At 42.6% G+C, this 18,193-nt stretch carries 11 protein-coding genes; 7 read left to right on the forward strand and 4 right to left on the reverse strand.

Translation table 11 applies throughout. From position 1 onward, the window contains the following. Window positions 1-48: 48 nt before the first annotated feature. Together dsbB and nhaB are read right to left on the reverse strand one after the other, a co-directional pair. The gene (gene dsbB / locus ACVBJC_RS05765) at window positions 49-558 is read right to left on the reverse strand and encodes a disulfide bond formation protein DsbB (RefSeq protein ID WP_447159904.1); all 510 of its coding nucleotides are present in this window, start codon (window positions 556-558) and stop codon (window positions 49-51) included. Between the two features lie 91 nt (window positions 559-649). Further along, window positions 650-2,236 (reverse strand): sodium/proton antiporter NhaB, encoded by a 1,587-nt coding sequence (gene nhaB, locus ACVBJC_RS05770; protein WP_447159903.1) that lies wholly within the window; start codon window positions 2,234-2,236, stop codon window positions 650-652. Between the two features lie 302 nt (window positions 2,237-2,538). On the opposite strand from nhaB, the gene fadR reads away from it, so the two are divergent. After that, complete coding sequence (fadR, locus tag ACVBJC_RS05775) at window positions 2,539-3,258, forward strand: fatty acid metabolism transcriptional regulator FadR (protein ID WP_447159902.1); 720 nt, start codon at window positions 2,539-2,541, stop codon at window positions 3,256-3,258. A 91-nt stretch (window positions 3,259-3,349) separates the two neighbouring features. Here the strand turns inward: fadR and ACVBJC_RS05780 are convergent, their stop codons facing one another. Both ACVBJC_RS05780 and ACVBJC_RS05785 read right to left on the reverse strand, forming a co-directional pair. Continuing rightward, complete coding sequence (locus ACVBJC_RS05780) at window positions 3,350-7,426, reverse strand: translocation/assembly module TamB domain-containing protein (RefSeq protein ID WP_447159901.1); 4,077 nt, start codon at window positions 7,424-7,426, stop codon at window positions 3,350-3,352. Beyond that, a complete protein-coding gene (locus ACVBJC_RS05785) occupies window positions 7,423-9,249 on the reverse strand; it encodes an autotransporter assembly complex protein TamA (protein ID WP_447160016.1) in 1,827 nt (608 codons plus the stop codon). The genes ACVBJC_RS05780 and ACVBJC_RS05785 overlap by 4 nt, the downstream gene beginning before the upstream one ends. 173 nt (window positions 9,250-9,422) lie before the next feature. On the opposite strand from ACVBJC_RS05785, the gene ACVBJC_RS05790 reads away from it, so the two are divergent. The 6 genes from ACVBJC_RS05790 to hrpA all read left to right on the forward strand — a co-directional run bounded on the left by ACVBJC_RS05790 (window position 9,423) and on the right by hrpA (window position 17,853). Next, window positions 9,423-10,469 carry an isoaspartyl peptidase/L-asparaginase family protein gene (locus ACVBJC_RS05790; protein WP_447160015.1) on the forward strand — a complete coding sequence of 349 codons (1,047 nt, stop codon included), beginning with the start codon at window positions 9,423-9,425 and terminating at the stop codon, window positions 10,467-10,469. Window positions 10,470-10,834: 365 nt separating this feature from the next. Continuing rightward, on the forward strand, window positions 10,835-11,203 hold the full coding sequence (locus ACVBJC_RS05795; protein ID WP_447159900.1) for a hypothetical protein: 369 nt from the start codon (window positions 10,835-10,837) through the stop codon (window positions 11,201-11,203). Window positions 11,204-11,491: 288 nt separating this feature from the next. Continuing rightward, entirely contained in the window at window positions 11,492-11,947 is a 456-nt protein-coding gene (gene gpt, locus ACVBJC_RS05800; protein WP_447159899.1) for a xanthine phosphoribosyltransferase, read from the forward strand. 707 nt (window positions 11,948-12,654) lie between these two features. Then, window positions 12,655-13,215 carry a hypothetical protein gene (locus tag ACVBJC_RS05805; RefSeq protein WP_447159898.1) on the forward strand — a complete coding sequence of 187 codons (561 nt, stop codon included), beginning with the start codon at window positions 12,655-12,657 and terminating at the stop codon, window positions 13,213-13,215. 130 nt (window positions 13,216-13,345) lie between these two features. Then, window positions 13,346-13,762 carry a CBS domain-containing protein gene (locus tag ACVBJC_RS05810; protein ID WP_447159897.1) on the forward strand — a complete coding sequence of 139 codons (417 nt, stop codon included), beginning with the start codon at window positions 13,346-13,348 and terminating at the stop codon, window positions 13,760-13,762. Between the two features lie 209 nt (window positions 13,763-13,971). Beyond that, window positions 13,972-17,853, forward strand: a complete 3,882-nt coding sequence (gene hrpA, locus ACVBJC_RS05815) for an ATP-dependent RNA helicase HrpA (protein ID WP_447159896.1) — start codon at window positions 13,972-13,974, stop codon at window positions 17,851-17,853. Window positions 17,854-18,193: the final 340 nt, after the last annotated feature.

Consider the following 18,193-nt stretch of genomic DNA (forward strand, 5'->3'; position numbering starts at 1 on the left):
CATTATAGCAGTCAGTATAAAGAATTACTGATAGGAGCGCCTAGGTAGCTAGATTGACTTCTTTAATGATGGGATGATAAAAATCAGTAAAGCGAGCAGGTAGCCGCTAAATGCCACAATCATCCATTGCCCCATAGTGACGCCCATAAACTCCCATGGAATATCAGTACACATGCCTGTAGGCATAAAGATAGCAGGTAACCATTCATGGAGTGGTAGCCAAGTTGGAAATTCAGGTAGATATGAGCAGGTTGCAAAAGGAGAGGGATTCATCTGCATATCGACAAGCTCCAGCGCTAACTTTAACCCCCAAGCCGCGCTAACCCCCCAAACAATAACTCCGAGCGCACGAGCGATACGTGAGCGATGACCGATAGTACCAATTAGGCCTGCAAAGACGACTCCAAATACTGCAACGCGCTGATAAATACACATAACACAGGGATCAAGTTTCATGATGTGTTGAAAAAAGAGCGCGGCAAGCTCAAGTGCAACAGCTGAGAGCATTAAGGTTAGCCAAGCTGTTCTTGAGTGGGAAAAACGAATTAGTGCATTCAACGATAAAGTCTCCATTGCAAATAAAAAACGCCCTATTGAATAGGGCGTTTTATATGACTAACTATTTAAAAAATAGTTCAAATAATGCTTATCAATGTGCTGATATTACACCATCCGCCGCTGCTTGAGCAGAGTGGTGGATTAACATTTGACTGTCATAAAAATACTGAGTCATCTGTTCTAGGCCACCTAATTGAATTGCCAGCACACCTACGATAGACAATACAATAGTGTACGGCAATGCCATCCACACCATTCTGCCGTACGAAAGGCGAATAAGCGGTGCAATCGCAGAGGTCAGTAGGAATAGGAACGCAGCTTGACCATTTGGTGTTGCAACAGAAGGTAGGTTAGTACCGGTGTTAATAGCAACAGCAAGTAGATCGAACTGATCACGAGTGATTTGGCCGTTAAGTAGCGCAGCTTTCACTTCGTTAATGTAAACCGTACCAACGAATACGTTGTCACTTACCATCGACAATAGACCGTTAGCAATGTAGAAAATGACTAACTGAGTGTTGCCTTCATAGCTTAGTGCCCATTGGATTACTGGTGCGAACAGCTGCTGATCAATAATGACTGCAACGATAGCAAAGAAAACCGCTAATAGTGCTGTAAATGGCAGAGCTTCTTCGAATGCTTTACCCAGTGCGTGTTCATTAGTGATACCGTTAAATGCTGTTGCAAGAATGATAACAGATAGACCGATTAGACCAACAGAAGCTAAGTGCAGTGCAAGACCTGCGATTAACCACACACCAATAAGTGCCTGAATAAGTAATTTAACTTTATCGTGTTTAGTACGGTTAGCATCTTCATGAGCATCGTAATCAGATAAGATCTTATGAACTGCCTCAGGCAGCTGTTGACCGTAGCCAAAGACTTTGAACTTCTCAACTAAGAAACAAGTCGTAATACCAGCAAAGAATACAGGTACTGTCACTGGAGACATGCGGATAGCAAATTCAGCAAATTGCCAGTTTGCCTGGGCTGCAATGATCAGGTTTTGTGGCTCGCCAACCATAGTACAAACACCACCAAGAGCGGTACCCACACCAGCATGCATCAGCAAGTTGCGTAAGAAACCTCGGAAAGACTCGAGTTCTTCTTGACATAGCTGCTCATGGCCATCAGATGTATGATCATGACTATCGCCAAAAGTTTTACCCGACGCTACCTTGTGGTAAATAGAGTAGAAACCGACAGCGACGGTAATGATAACTGCGATAACAGTTAGTGCATCTAAGAAAGCAGACAAAAATGCCGATGCCATACAGAACATCATCGATACAGCAACTTTTGAGCGAACCTTAGTAATCATCTTGGTAAAGACAAAAAGTAGCAGCTGCTTCATGAAGTAAATACCGGCGACCATAAAGACCAGCAGTAACACTACTTCAAGGTTTGCTTCGATTTCATGTAGCACTTGGCTCGGCGAAGTCATGCCGATAGCCACAGCTTCAATCGCTAATAATCCACCCGGTTGTAATGGGTAGCACTTAAGGGCCATAGCTAAGGTGAAAATAAATTCAACAACTAACAGCCAGCCTGCAATAAACGGGTTAAAGTAAAATACGATTGGGTTGATCACCAAAAACGATATGATCGCGAGTTTGAACCACTTAGGTGAATTACCCAAGAAGTTGTCAAGAAACGCCCGACTCATTGTCACAGGCATGGAATCCTCTCTATTGATTTTTTATAGTTTCTAGTAGCCAAAATGGTTGAATTTTCTACTAGAGATAAATAAGCCAATGCTAAAGGTAAAACCTTTTCGATAACTTAAAAAGCCCCTAATGACGAAACAGCTATCTATATCAAAAAAATATCACTTAAACTGAACTGTTAGCGCAAAAAATGAGCGGTTCGACAGCTTTATTTCGCTAGTCATCGTCTAATAAGCCTGTTTTAGTTTTCATTTCCTACCGCTCTGGTATGATCAGTCACAGAACAACACTAATAATCGGATAGAGTAGGCTTATGATCATCAATGCCAAAGGCCCTGCAAGCTTTGCAGAGAAGTATATTGTACGATCCATTTGGGAAAATAAGTTTCCTCCAGGCTCTATTCTGCCCGCTGAACGTGAGCTTTCAGAATTGATTGGTGTCACCCGTACGACATTGCGTGAAGTACTGCAGCGTTTGGCTCGAGACGGATGGCTTACGATTCAGCACGGTAAACCAACCCGTGTTAATAATTTCTGGGAAACGTCAGGACTAAACATTCTAGAGACGATTGCTGATCTAAACCCTGATGGTTTTCCTGAATTAGTAGACCAGTTGCTGTCTGCGAGAAGCAGTGTCAGTGCAATTTATTTTAGAGGTGCTATTCGCAATAGTCCTGATAAAGCAGTTGCAGCACTGGCGACGATTAATGAGCTTGAAGATACTGCTCAGGCCTATGCGGATTTCGATTACGAACTACAGCACACCTTAGCATTTTCGTCAGGTAATCCACTTTATGTTTTAATCCTAAATGGATTTAAAGGCTTATATAGCAGAGTGGGGCGTTACTATTTCTCAAGTGCTGAAGCACGAGCATTGGCGATGGATTTTTATAAGCAGTTGCAGCAACTTGCTATCGATAAAAACTACACTGATGTACCTGCGTTAATGCGCACTTATGGTATTAATAGTGGCGTTATGTGGCAGAGCCTACGTGATGACATGCCAAAAGAACTGGGTCAATCAGATACCTAGAATGTCACGTATATCAAATTAATTAAAAAGCCATCGTAACGATGGCTTTTTGCTTTTAGTATTAACTGAGCAACAGATAGTGATTATTGGGCTACAGGTCAAAGCGGTAATAGAGATCGAGAGACTGCTCAATGGAGCCTGACACACTTTCTAGGTACAATTGCGATAACAGGTAGTATCTAACTGTCATTTCATAACCTGGGTTAAATACGCCAACACCATATTTGATCATCAGTTTGTCACCGATAAAGCCACTGATAGCGAAGCGACCATCATCATTTGCATCGAGTTGCACATTAGAGAAGCCAATCTTCTCAATAATGCTGGTGGCGGTATTACCTATGTTACCAATAGCGCCGCCGTCAATTTGACTGCTCAATGAAAGGGCGGCTCCCATCATTAAGCCGCTATTTTGATCTATGCTGTTGTCACTCAACCCAGTCCCTCTGACAATATAGTTGAGAATTTCAGCCTGCTCTTTGGCAGGATTTGAAAATAGATTAACAATGGGTTTCATCGGGGTGCCGGTGATGCGCACGCCTGCAACAACATCTTCATCCTTAATGACTCTAACCGCTTCAATATTAAGGTTTGGCACGTCAATAGGACCAACAAACTGCATTTCGCCTGCTCGTATTTGTAGAGTTTGCCCCATAAATTTGTAATTGCCGTCGACGACCTTGATTTCTCCAAATAGTAAAGGAGGTCTAAAAGGATCTTGTTTTAATTCTAACTGACCTTGCAGTTTACCTGTTAACCCCATGCCATCGACGCGTAGATTATTGCCAACATTCAAGTTTACTTGGGCTGACACGGCGAGCGGTGATACTTTTGCTTGCTCAGATGCCTGGCTGTCGGTAAAGACGACATCTTTTGAAAGGGCAACACCGCCTTCTGGCAGTTGTACTATGGTTATGTGCCCTGATGGCACATTGATATCACCACTAATATCGAAAGAATGATCGGTGAATTTTACTTGTAAATCCGTTCCTACATTTAAAATAGCAAGCGGCGGTTGGATCACGGCTAAGTCTTTACCCTTTAAACCGAAAGCACCTTTGAGCTTTTGTTGTGCCCAATCTAGCTGGCCGTCGACGTAGGCTTTTCCTTTGCCCATTTTGAGTTCGCCATCAATTTTTGCTTTTTTGCCCGAAAAGATAAAATCGAGATCGATATCTTCTAATAATGTCGGGTTTGCTGTAGCCATGATTGACCCCTTATTGAGTGATACTTCACCTGATACTTGAGGTTCGTTTAAGCTACCGCTTATTTGCAATTTACTTGAGATTTGTCCTTCGAGGACTTCAAGCTCAGGTAGTAATTCAGCTAAAGCTTGTAAGTTAATTTGTTGTAGCGACAGTTGTCCCTGCATTTTTCTATCAGGGCTGACATTAATCGCCAGATTGGCATCCATACTGGCGATGTCGTGGGATTCCAGAGACAGTGAGCTAACCAGCTGCTTTTCATCTAACCGGCTACGTAGCAGTAGCGACTTATAGCCAATAGCGACATCACTATTATTGGTTGCTTTAAAGTCGATATGGCCTTGTGATAGCGATAATTCTACATTGCCGGTGGGCTTTTTATCTTCAAACCATTGTAAGTTTGAGGTTAATGTCGCTGGGCCTTTCCAATCAAGGCTTTCAGGTAACCAAGGTTCGACTAAGACGCCTAGATCACCAACAAATTCGATTCCAGCCTGGCCAGTTAGGCCGAGTTGAATTGGCATCTTTGCACATAATTGCCCACCGATGTGGGACAGGCAAAATGGTGCGATGTTGCCTGTATTTTTATCTAAACTATATTCAGCAGTCATCGGTGCTTCAAGGCTAATATCACCGAGTTTAGAATTTAGTGAAAGCCGATTAACCCGCGCGTTAATACGTTGTTTAAGCTCGTTGTACTGACTGCTAATATCCGTTGTCAGTTTAACATCGCCATCTGATTTGAGAGTGAGTGACTGTTGGATTAAATCCCCCTCTGTGTTTACCACGATACTGGAGAGGTCGAGATCTTGGTAGCTAAACTCTTGCAAGTTGAGTGCAGCCTTAAAAGCTTGTTTATCGAATGGTTTGTAGTGTCCAGCTAGCGACAAATTTGCAAGCTCTAGCGCTAAAAACTGCAGTTCGTTAGCATTGAGCGAGACCGCAATATCGGGATGTTCGTTTTCACCCGATACATTAATATCTGCGTTAATGGTCCCTTTGGCATCAGTCTGCCATAGACTTAAATTGGGCACATTAAGCTCTCCAGTCAACGCCCAGCGCTTATCGACTTCTCCTTGGATAAATAGTCGGCTCTGTAAAGCAGTAACATTGAGGCCATCAGAGCTTAAATACCATTTATTGTTAATGGCGATCCCGCCGTCAACATTGAGCGGGTAATGCATAACATGCCCACTAAGGTTAGCTTGTTCAATATCGATAGACCAAGTCTTGTCGGCGAGGCTGAACTTACCGCTAGTATTTAAAGGGCCAGTAATATCACTGTTAGGCAAGACTTGGCTCTGTGTTACTTTTAGCTGACTAATATCGAAGTTTTGCGCAGCAACTTTGGCGTCCCAACTTAATTGCTCACCATATTTAAATTGGCCTTGTAGGATGACTGAGCCAAGGGCGTCGTTATAAGCGTGTAGTTTTTCAATATCAACACGACTATTAGCGTGTTTCAGTACAGCGTCAATCTCGAGCGTTGGTTGGTAGTTTGAGGAGAATAAACTTCTCATCGTTACACTTTGAGTGCCTAAGTCGCCTTGGCTGGTGAGCGTAATATTGGCGGCACTATACTCAGCGTCTTTTAGTGGCCATTGTAACTTTTTAGCGTTCAAACTTAGTTGGTAGGGAATATTTGGCTTAGTGAGGTCGATTGTCGAGTTGATGTCGAAACTGAATTGACCGCTACCGACGATATGGCTTGTAAGATCCTTAAAGCCTTGCTTGACGGTAATGTTGACGTTTTGTTTTTCAAGTCCTGGCAATTCAGTGACTTGGTGAAGTGATATGGAGGACTTTATATCCATTGGATAATCGTCAATAAGCGACATTTGTCCTATAAGGCTAACGTCACCGTAACTGTGGCTAGCTTTAAAATCATCAATATTGATCAAAAACTGTTGGTAGCTGCCACTTAAGTGCAGGTGGCTAAAATGATCTTTACGCGGCCCAAGCACCAAGTCACCATTGTCGATATTTAAGGCTTCAACAAAGACTGGAATAGGCATAAATACTGGTGGAAGATTTGCCATAGCCCAATCTTCAGTCGCTTTATTTATATCTGGATTTGTCTGTTTTGCTTTGGTTTTGTTGCTCTCTTTCGGCGAGATAGTCGTGGTCAGTGCTTGTTCCGGTGTGGTCTCTTCGAAAGGAATAGAGACAAGTAAGCCTTCAGAATAAATGGAGCTTGCACGGATCCCCGTTGCAAGCCACTCGGCACTTAAATTGAGCTGATTGGCGTTAAAGTCCATATCATTCACGCGAACAGTGACGTTTTGTAGGGCTCCGCTGACTAAGGTAATCGCAAATGGCAGAGTGATCTCTTGGTTTTCTGTTTCATCACTCTTAGTTTTATCGGGTTCAGTTTCATTGCTCTTAGTGTTACTGCGCTCAGTTGAATCACTCTGTGTTGAACCAGTAGTAAGAGCGTTATTATTGACGTTGCTGGCAAGGGTATTAGGGGCTACGGTTAACGATGAGTTCTGGATATGGTCATTGTTAAGTGCGAGCTCTGTCTTAGCTTGTGTTGGGGATTCTTCACCAAGAAGTGCAGTGTCTATTTCAACATTGACTTTTGAGCTAGTTAACTGCTCTACGCAAAGTTGTTTTTGCATTAAGCACATGGGATTCCAAGCAAGCACCAGATCTGAGATCTCTACTTTAACGCCATGCATTTGCCAAGCGGCATAATTGAGTTCAAGTTGGCGGTTAATTTGACCTGACTTGTAATCAAGTTCCAAATCAGGCACCAAGGTGTTGGCCAACTTTACCGCAATATGACTGCCAAACTGTGTACCAATTAATATTGCGGCGCAGACTAAAATAAGCAGTGGCGTGTAAATAATCACCCGACTTATTCGTTTAAACCAACGCCATACTCTAGCTTTCAAACTGAGTTTATTTGCTGCTGGTTGCTGGGGGAATGTGGTTTGTGACTGTTGTTCAGAAGTCGTCATAACACCGACCCCATAGTGATATGAATTCGCCAAGGGCGACTAATAGTATCAGTCTCTTTCAAACCGATACCGATATCGAGTTTAACGGGGCCGATAGGTGAGATCCAATGAATACCTGCACCGACGGAAGTCACAAGTTCTACTTGGTTAACGTCAAAAGCATTACCGGCATCGATAAATGTTGCAACCCGCCAATGTGGCGTTAAATAGTATTGATATTCCAAGCTGCCGACCATCAAGTAACGCCCACCAACAACCTCCCTGACAACTTCTCCTTCGGCATTAACACTGTCAATATAAGGGCCTAGCTCATTGTAACTATAACCACGAATACTTTGGTCTCCACCTGCAAAGTAACGTAATGAAGGCGGGATCTCTGCCAGTGAATTGTTACTGGTTAAGTTGGCTGCCATATCTAAGCGGGAAACGATCCTGTGCTTTTCAAAAAATGTATCTATCCATATGAACTTGGACTGTAAACGTGCAAGCCTAACTTCCGAACCTAAATTAGGGTCGGCATATTCGAGACTATAGAATTGAAAGAAACCTGATTTGGGATCGAGAGAATTATCACCACGAACCGTTTTAGAGAGGCTAGTGCCAAATAAAACGTATCTAGGATCATAGTCAACCCCCGATTGAGTGTAGTTCTCGCTCATCACTTCGGCTGAATAGTTAAACAGCCATTTACTTTCAAGGCGTTGATGTCTTATCACCGCTAATACTGTTTTGGTCGATTCAAGTTGCCCGGTATTATTAAATTGGCGCTCGTCGGCATTGTATACCTGTGTAACACCGTACTTGTCCCGTAGCATTCCAACTCGGATCTTTAACTGATCGTCAATGGGATGGGTGAGGGGGATAGTATAAGTCGTTAAAAACTTAGGTTTATCCGGTGACCACTCGGCAGTCGTTTCCTGTGAGTGACCATATTTATTAATTTGTGGGGTACGCCAAGTGACTCGTACTCTAGGTTCAAGATTGTTATCGACAGTGTTACCGATATCTGCACCTAGACCTAACTCTATTGAATGATAAGGTCGAGAGCTCAGTTCGACACGAATCGGAACTTGTAAGTCTTTTACTTGATCAACAAGAGGCAACACCTTGATATTAGAAAAGTAACCGGTATCTAACAGTTGTCTGTTTAATTGACCTAAATTAGCGGTGCTATAGGGGGCATCAAGTTTAAAAGGGATCAGCTGTTCTAAAATTTGTGGCTCTAAGGTAGAGCCTGTAAAACTGACTTTACCAATGTGATATCGCTTACCTGAGTCATAATAAAGTGAGATTTCTGCAGTGTTAAAGTCACGATTGACGGCGATTTGAGCTAAATCAAACTTACCATCAAAGTAGCCTCTAGCCAGAGCGAGAGTCAGTAGTTGAGACTTGATATCGTCGTAAGTACCTTGATTGAGTTTATCTCCAGGACGGATCGTTAATTGACTGAGCCATTTTTCAAAAATGGGGTCATTACGCATTTCACCTTTAACTTGAATATCAACCCAACTGATTAATGTCGGTGGTCCCGCATCAATATTAATCTTGAGCACCCAGGCTTTCTTTTCATTGTTGATGATCTGCTGGGATATTTTACTGTGGTAATAGCCCATAGAGTGCATCGCGGCGTTAATGTTATCTTCGGCGTTAAAGATATAGGCTCGGCGTTGTACGCTGGAGTCGGGTAAGGTGCCTAAGTGAGCTTGAACATTACGTGCAAGGCTTCCCTCAACACCTTTTATGTTAAGTGTTAACCAGTCATTTGCCTGGGCGGAAAACGTTGTTACTGTCAGAGTGACAAGTATCAAGATTAAGCTCAGCATTCGGATTAAACTTATCAACAAAATTAGACTCTTATTATTAGGACAGCCTATTGTCACTAGAATAGTGCACTCAAGCAAGTTGCTGATTGTAATTATGGCCGAAAATAGTTACAAAGAGAGCAAATAAATATAATTGGGTGCGGTTTGTGAAGTATCAGTCGTTCAGTTCTACAATGTTGGTTGTTTTATCGTCATTCTTGTCTGTAAATGTGGTGGCCAGTGATAAACCATTCTCAATTGCGATTCATGGTGGTGCGGGCACTATTTCCAAGGCCAATTTAACCGCTGAGCAGCAAACTGCGTATCGGGAAAAATTACAACAAGCTGTGGATGCTGGCTATGATATTCTCGCTAAAGGTGGCGACAGTTTAGTTGCTGTTCGAGCGTCAATAAATATCCTAGAGAATAGCCCACTTTTTAATGCTGGACTTGGCGCTGTGTACACTTATGATGGCAGCCACGAAATGGATGCCTCTATCATGGACGGTAAAACCATGAATGCTGGGGCTGTCGCAGGGGTAAGACACATTAAAAACCCTATCGATTTGGCTGTAACCGTCATGGAGAAATCTCCCCATGTGATGCTTGCGGGTCAGGGCGCTGAAGAGTTTGCCTTAACTCAAGGCTTCACGTTAGTACCGGCTAATCACTTTGACACAGAAAGTCGTTATCAACAGTTAAAAACTGCCAAAGAAAAAATCCAAAAAGCGGAGTCGAATCCAGATTATCAAGCCAGTACTGGTGCTAATATGCACCATAATTATCAGCAAAGCGCCCTTGATTACAGTGAGTTTGACTATAAATTTGGCACGGTAGGCGCAGTAGCCTTAGATCAAAACGGTAACCTTGCAGCCGGCACCTCTACGGGCGGTATGACGGCTAAACGCTTTGGCCGTATTGGTGATTCGCCTGTGATAGGTGCGGGAACTTATGCTGAGAACGGTGTTTGCGCAGTCTCGGCAACGGGCCATGGTGAGTATTTTATACGTTACCACGTGGCAGGCGATATTTGTGCAAAAGTGAAATACCAAAACAAGTCCATTATTCAAGCGGCCGATGAAGTGATAAATCAACGTTTGATCACGGCTGGTGGCACAGGCGGTGTGATTGCAATCGATCAACGAGGCAATATCGCCACCCCTTTTAATACCGAAGGCATGTACCGAGCGACTCGAAAAAACAACGAACCTGCGCAAGTGATGATTTGGTCAGATCTTTAATGTGAAGTGATGTGCACGGAAGGTAAACATTTCCTATCGTGCACCTCTATTTACGATATTTTAAAGCGGTGCAATATTATTTCTATAGAGGGTTAAACCTAGAGAAAATGGCTAGAACAAGGGAGTTAGAAAAAGGAAGCTAGAAAAAGGGATTTAGGTAAAGGGAAAAACGCGATGACTCACTTAAGAAACTCGCTCATAAATACCTACGTAAATAAGTGACTGCTAAAGTGAGTATTTGCTTAAACGAGTACGAGCTCAGATAAGCGAGTGTTTTAGTAAATAAGTACTTAAATAAATATTCACTAATGTAAAGAGCCACTAGCTTATATAATGTAGCTAGATTTTGACTGTTTAAGCATTTTATGACGAAGCAAACTATAGCTGTTGAAACCGCTCCTAAAACAGCTCCTACTCCTAATAAAGAGACTAAGCCCGATCGTGCCACGGCTATGCTAAACATTATTGAGCAGGTTAAGCAGGAGCTCCCATTATATGAACCTGAAACTTTTGTCTGCGGCCCAGATGGCAGCTGTATAGGTTGTCCGAAGAAACTCATAGAGTTAGTGGATAGCGAATTAAGCTACTGGGAGTCAGCAATATCAAATGGCAGAACCCCCCAATTTGATGAAATACGCCGCTTTGGAAAATTGTGCAGCAGTGTAAAGCGTGGCCTGGCCCGTAATGGTGTATTAGACAAATATCAACAATTAAAAAGTGCTGATCTAAAATAGCTTACCCATGCCTAGCAATTTTTAGCGCAAAATACTCATTTCCTAAACCTCGGCTCAACGTGTTTATAATCATGGCACCAACAAATTGATTAACAAATATCTATACAATGAGACCGATAGATTAACGCTTTGGCATTAACGCGAGTCGTTAGCTGATGTCCAATGACCCGTTAGTTAAAATATGTGAATTGGGTCACGAACTTATATTTGTATGGTTTTGAATAAAAAGCCAAAATGCCGCGCAATCTCTTTCCCCTAAAATAGCGTATTCGCATAAAAAGGTTGCACATGAGCAAGAAATTTCTGATCACTTGGGATCAAATGCAAGGTTATACCCGTGAGTTGGCTGAGCGCCTGTTACCTGCACAGCAGTGGAAAGGCATTATTGCAGTTAGCCGCGGTGGTTTAGTACCTGCAGCCATTTTGGCTCGTGAATTGGGCATTCGCCATGTCGATACGATCTGTATTTCAAGTTACGATCACGACCACCAAAGAGAAACGAAGATCATTAAGCAAGCGCCTGGCGATGGCGAAGGCTTTATTGTAATCGATGATCTTGTTGATAGTGGCTCAACGGCTAAAATCGTACGTGATATCTACCCTAAGGCTAAGTTTGTCACCGTTTGTGCAAAGCCTGCGGGTAAACCTTTGGTCGATGACTATATTGTCGATATCGCTCAAGATACCTGGATTGAGCAACCGTGGGACACTGGCGTAAGTTTCAGAGAGCCACTTTGTAAGTAGATGTGAACTGATATACTGAAAGCCGAGGCATTGCTTCGGCTTTTTCATGTAAAGCCATAAACCATCTACTTTAATTGAGGCTTATCATCAATTAGATTTTCCCAAACCTCAACGACAGCCCTAGATTAAGCATTTAAGATAATTATTTATCCAAGCTCCCATCCATAGAGACTCGCTCATCACATCTGTCAAATACACGGCTTTAGTACTTTCTTATTAGCATCCCTAAAGCATCGGTGTATAAAGTTAAGCTTTCTATACACTTCAGTTTAAGCTCCTAAATCAATGTTGATTTTGCCTATGCCTTGAATAAATAGACTAAAAGATATGTTTATGTTGTTTTGCTAATATGTGATTGCAGAAGCTCCCTTGCAGGCATATAACTTAAATCGACTTTAATTGCCCTTTTATTGAGAAGGTAGGCTCTTGACCTAAGGTATTACAGATTCAGTCAGATTATTTATAAACTAATTAGGAATAATCCATACAGATTAGTTATCTGGTCAATTAATATTGCACATATATATTTGCGACGTAAGTCAAAATGTTGACAGTAATAAGTTGAACTTTTACTGTTTGCGATTTATCGTATTATACCTTAAATACAATTGCTTAACTAAATGGATTTATGTTTGTTTGTAAGTTTTGACAGTGCTTAAAAACGCAATATCTATAAAGTAAACAAATATCCACCAAGGTTAGTTATATTGAGAACTTTTAAATTGCAAAAATTTTTTATACTGCTAATTGCTACTAATTTCCTTGGTTTGACTGGCTGTGCTGGATATGAACCGCTGGAGAGTCAGACTACAGAAAGTGCAATTCAACAACAGAATTGGGTTGTTCAACAACAACAAAACTTTACTGTCCGAGCAATAAATAGAACGAAACGAGATAATGGTAATAAAGTTCTAGTTGAGCTTGAGAACTATTTTGATGGAAGGCATTCAGTTAGACTAACCGAAAGCAAAGGCAGTTGCATCGATAACATACCAATATCGAAAAGTCATGAATCCATAATGTTAATAGGAAATGATTATATTCACACAATACGGAATGATATCTGTGTTGGTGGTATGTTCTACGGTGAATATATATTTTCATCCGGCTTTTCTGATGTTGAAGACCAAAAATTGAATTTGGTTACCTATGCATTATTTAGCGGGCTCGATATCGATGGTGTCATTTTTGGCTCAAATGATATCAAGCAAGTTATTTCAGCATTTAAGGAATCGAATCGTATTATAAGTAGCGTTACAAAAATTTAGCTATGCTACAAATAGAATGCCGTTTTTACTGCTTTATCACATCACTTGATATGAAGTACTGCTTTCATTCTCCACCTGAATTGACAAATGTTAGCTAAACTAAAAAAGAGTAGCTAAATAGGGGACTGAAATGGATTCAATCAATGTAGAAGAACATATGGATCGCCAGCCAGTGTTGTTATCGCCTTCCATGTCACTAGCAACAGCAGTAGAACGTCTTTTGGATAACAAGAAACTGGGCGCCGCAGTGGTCGAAGATGATGGTCGGTTAGTGGGTTTTTTATCGCAGCAGGATTGCCTTGCTGTGATGCTCAAAAGTAGTTATCACTGCGATTTAACTGCAATCGTCAAAGATTGTATGCGTACCGATGTATTATCTGTGACTCCAAGCACCAGTGTATTGCAGTTAGCGGAGCAGATGTTAGGCCCTAAGCCAAAAGTATACCCGGTAATTGAAGATGGCAAAGTGGTTGGCACCATTAATCGGACCAATGTATTGCAGGCGATTAATACCTACATGCAGCAGTGTTATCTAACGCCAGCTTAAAAACTTCAGCGCCGAGTTTATGGGTCTGTGATATTGAGAGTTGGCGGCATTGCGGACTCTCTTTTCGTTTTAGCGACAGAGCATACCTCATTAGCCACAAATCTGCCGAGTTAGCCTTACTAAGACAAAGTATTTTCAAGCCAGCTATACCAACATCCTGCGTTCCTTGCTAGGATCACTCTCCTTCGTCCTGGCTATGGAATTTGCACTTGAGTTCGCAACAGCATCCTTTATCTAACGCATTCTTAAAACACTGTTATGAAGCTGACGCCGCCAAAATTAGGCGTCGTCTTTTTAGGCTTAGAAAAGAGCCTGACTCAGAGGCAAAAACAGCCACTCTTGAACAGCTCGAGCTGTTAGCACTAGAGTCGCGTCAAAAAGTCGAACTGCGTTTGGCTAATCGCCCAAAAATCAGCTACCCAGATAGTTTACCTGTATCGCAAAAACGTGATGAGATCAGCAATGCGATTTCAGGCAATCAAGTGGTGATTGTCGCGGGCGAAACGGGCTCAGGTAAAACCACTCAGCTGCCTAAAATTTGTTTAGAACTGGGTTTAGGGTCTCGTGGCCTTATTGGTCACACCCAGCCGCGTCGATTGGCTGCGCGAAGTGTTGCTACGCGAATAGCTGAAGAGATGAATACACCTCTTGGTGAGGCGGTGGGCTTTAAAGTACGTTTTGCCGATGCGATTAATAATGACTCATATATTAAGTTAATGACTGACGGTATTTTGTTGGCTGAATTAACCAATGATAAATACCTCAACCAATATGACGCCATCATTATCGATGAGGCTCACGAGCGAAGCCTTAACATCGACTTTATCTTGGGCTATTTGAAAAACGTCTTAAGTAAACGTCCCGATCTTAAAGTGATTATTACCTCTGCAACCATTGATGTTGAGCGTTTTTCAAAGCACTTTAACAATGCCCCCGTGATTGAAGTCTCAGGACGTACTTATCCTGTTGAAACGCGATATCGCCCGTTGGTGCAAGACCAAGATGAGGATCTTGATCTTATTGAAGGTATTTTTGCCGCCACCGATGAACTGATAAATGAGGGTCTAGGCGATATCTTGATCTTTATGAACGGTGAGCGAGAAATTCGTGATGTTGCCGAGCAGCTAAACCGGCGTCAGTATCGCGATACAGAAATTTTGCCACTGTATGCGCGTTTGTCTTATGGCGAGCAATCAAAAGTCTTTAAGAGCCATGTGGGCCGTCGCATTGTACTTGCAACGAACGTCGCCGAAACCTCGTTAACGGTTCCGGGTATTCGTTATGTCATTGACCCAGGTACAGCGCGTATTAGCCGATATAGTTACCGCACCAAAGTACAGCGACTACCGATTGAACCTATCTCGCAAGCAAGTGCCAACCAACGACAGGGGCGTTGTGGTCGTGTCGCGCCAGGTATTTGTATTCGATTATATAGTGAAGATGATTTCATCTCACGCCCAGGCTTTACCGATCCTGAGATCCTACGGACCAACTTAGCCTCTGTTATTTTAAAGATGCTGTCGATTGGCCTTGGCGATATCGAGGGGTTCCCGTTTATTCAGCCACCTGATGCGCGCTACATTCGTGACGGCTTTATGTTGCTTGAAGAGTTACAGGCGGTAGTTAAGAAGAAAGATCAGCTAAGTTTAACACCACTTGGGCGTCAGCTTGCTCATATCCCTGTGGATCCGCGTCTTGCACGTATGGTGATTGAAGCGCAGCAAAATGGTTGCTTGCATGAATCACTGGTGATCACTGCGGGCCTATCTATTCAAGATCCACGCGAACGGCCAATGGACAAGAAGCAAGCGGCAGATCAGGCCCATAATCGCTTTAGTGATAAAGACTCAGACTTTGTTTCATGGCTAAACCTGTGGGATTACCTAAAGCAAAGCCAGAAAGAGTTGTCGAGTAGCCAGTTTAGAAAGCAGTGTAAGAGTGAGTTCCTCGCCTATTTACGCGTTCGTGAGTGGCAAGACCTTTACACCCAGCTCAGGCAAGCGACCCATGAGCTGAAATGGAAGCTAAATGCGCCGACTGAAGAGCTCAATTACGAAGCGTTGCATCGCTCATTACTGACAGGGTTACTGAGTCACATCGGCTTTAAAGATAAAGATAAAGAGTATTTAGGTGCGCGCAATCGTAAGTTTTTTGTGTTTCCAGGATCGCCGTTAGCGAAAAAAGGCCCTAAATGGATAATGGCAGCAGAGCTGACTGAAACCTCACGTTTATTTGCCCGTTGCTGCGCTAAAATTCAACCTGAGTGGGTTGAGCCTTTGGCTACGCACTTGGTGAAGAAGAACTATGTCGAGCCGCATTTTGAATCCAAGCTTGGCTCCGTAGTCGCGCTAGAAAACCAAGTGCTCTATGGCCTGCAAATAGTGAACCGTCGTAAGGTGCAATATGGCCCTGTGGAGCCGGTTGAAGCGCGCGAGATTTTTGTGCGCTCGGCACTTGCTGATGGTGAACTCAGAACTAACGAAGCTTTTTTCATAAAAAATCAAAAGTTGTTGTTAGATATTGAATCGCTAGAGCACAAATCACGTCGGCGTGACATTTTGGTAGACGAACAAGCTTTGTATGCGTTTTATGAGCCGAAAATCCCTGATGGCATTTACAATGCGCCTAAGTTTTTAAAGTGGTGGAAAGACGCTAAAAAGACTACGCCCGATCTATTGGATTTCGAACGTGAAACCTTGATGCAGCGTAGTAGTGATCATATCTCGCTACTGGATTTTCCTGAGAAATGGCATAAAGGTAATTTAATCCTCAAGGTGAGTTACCACTTTGAACCATCGACAGCCGATGATGGTGTCTCTGTGCATATTCCTGTCGCGTTGATCAACCAAGTCGATGATACGGATTTTGACTGGATTGTACCAGGGCTGCGTGAAGAGAAATGCATCGCGCTAATTAAGTCTTTGCCTAAGGCGCTTCGACGTAACTTTGTGCCAGCACCTGACTATGCAAAGGCGTGTTTACAAGCGATGACGCCGTTTGAGCTGCCATTAATCGAGGCTATGTGTAAGCAACTGCTGCGAATGAGTGGTACCCGTATTTCGCCCGATGATTTTGACTCGACTCAGTTTGCTAAACACCTTTTAGTTAACTTTAAGGTTGAAGGTGACAAGGGGAAGTTGCTCGCTGAAGGGCGAGATTTAGAGACGTTAAAAGCGAGCATGCAGGGCCAAGTTGTAGAGGCTATTCGTCAAGTTGCTGACTCAGGTATTGAGAAAAAAGGACTTGAGCTATGGAGCTTTGGCGATCTACCTAAACAGTTTGAACAAAAGAAAGGTAACTTTGAAGTTAAAGCGTTTCCGGCACTGGTGGACGATAAAACATCGGTATCGATCAAATTATTTGATGACGAATTTGAAGCACAAAAACAGCATCGAATTGGTTTGCAACGTTTACTGTTACTCAATATTCCATCACCGGTAAAACATCTGCAGAAATCACTGCCAAATAAAGCCAAACTGGCGATGTATTTCAATCCCTTTGGCCAAGTGAATATCTTAATTGATGATATCTTGTCGGCAGCTGTGCAGCAGTTACTGGATGAGAAGGGCATTGATGTGCGCTCACAATCTGCCTTTACCGAGGCTAAGGATTGGGTTAGGCAAGAACTGAACCCGACAGCAGAAAAGATAGCGTTAAAAGTTGAAGAGATCTTAACGATTTTCAACCGCATCAAAAAGCGCCTTAAAGGTAAAATCAGCTTGGATATCGCCTTTGCGATGAGTGATATTCAAAGCCAATTAGACCAACTGGTGTTTAAAGGGTTTGTTGAGCAGTCTGGCTGGCAGCGTCTTGGTGATCTTAATCGTTACTTGAAAGGGATTGAAAATCGCTTAGAGAAGTTGCCGGTTGACCCAAATCGCGACAGGATCCACATGCACAGCATCAATAAGGTGCAAGAGGTACTTAAGGCGCAAATGGCAAAGTTGCCTAAATCTATGCCGGTACCAGATGAGCTGATAGAAGCGAGATGGATGATTGAAGAGTATCGAGTATCTTGTTTTGCACAGGTTTTAGGTACGGCTTATCCTATTTCGGAGAAGCGTATTTTGAACCAGATAGCGCAGGTATAAGTTAACTCAGTAGCACCTGATTAGCACTGAAAAACGCACGGCTCATAGTCGTGCGTTTTTTTATAGATAAAAGTCCGCTTCCCCATCGTTTTTGCCCCAGCTTTATTTTCTTGCTTCAACTCTGCTGCAATATGGTTGTCCATTCGCCTTTAACCACATCCCCCTAATAGTCACCTGTACGTTATTTGCCCATTATTAAAATATGCTTAATACCTCTTAGTGAATACTTTGTTAAAAAACTAAGTGGTTTGTTCGATATTCAACCTGGTTTGCATCGTTATTTAGAATCTTATGAATAGCTTAATGAGTGGTTTTATTGGTTAATTAATCGGTTTATGTG

Source organism: Shewanella sp. 0m-6 (genome assembly GCF_052977325.1).

What these genes read in the sequence shown, in the direction of transcription:
- gpt (WP_447159899.1), top strand. Translation starts at nt 11,492, where the DNA reads ATGAGCAAGAAATTTCTGATCACTTGGGATCAAATGCAAGGTTATACC.
- ACVBJC_RS05810 (WP_447159897.1), top strand. Translation starts at nt 13,346, where the DNA reads ATGGATTCAATCAATGTAGAAGAACATATGGATCGCCAGCCAGTGTTG.
- nhaB (WP_447159903.1), bottom strand. Translation starts at nt 2,236, where the DNA reads ATGCCTGTGACAATGAGTCGGGCGTTTCTTGACAACTTCTTGGGTAAT.
- fadR (WP_447159902.1), top strand. Translation starts at nt 2,539, where the DNA reads ATGATCATCAATGCCAAAGGCCCTGCAAGCTTTGCAGAGAAGTATATT.
- ACVBJC_RS05785 (WP_447160016.1), bottom strand. Translation starts at nt 9,249, where the DNA reads ATGCTGAGCTTAATCTTGATACTTGTCACTCTGACAGTAACAACGTTT.
- ACVBJC_RS05795 (WP_447159900.1), top strand. Translation starts at nt 10,835, where the DNA reads ATGACGAAGCAAACTATAGCTGTTGAAACCGCTCCTAAAACAGCTCCT.
- ACVBJC_RS05790 (WP_447160015.1), top strand. Translation starts at nt 9,423, where the DNA reads ATGTTGGTTGTTTTATCGTCATTCTTGTCTGTAAATGTGGTGGCCAGT.
- ACVBJC_RS05780 (WP_447159901.1), bottom strand. Translation starts at nt 7,426, where the DNA reads ATGACGACTTCTGAACAACAGTCACAAACCACATTCCCCCAGCAACCA.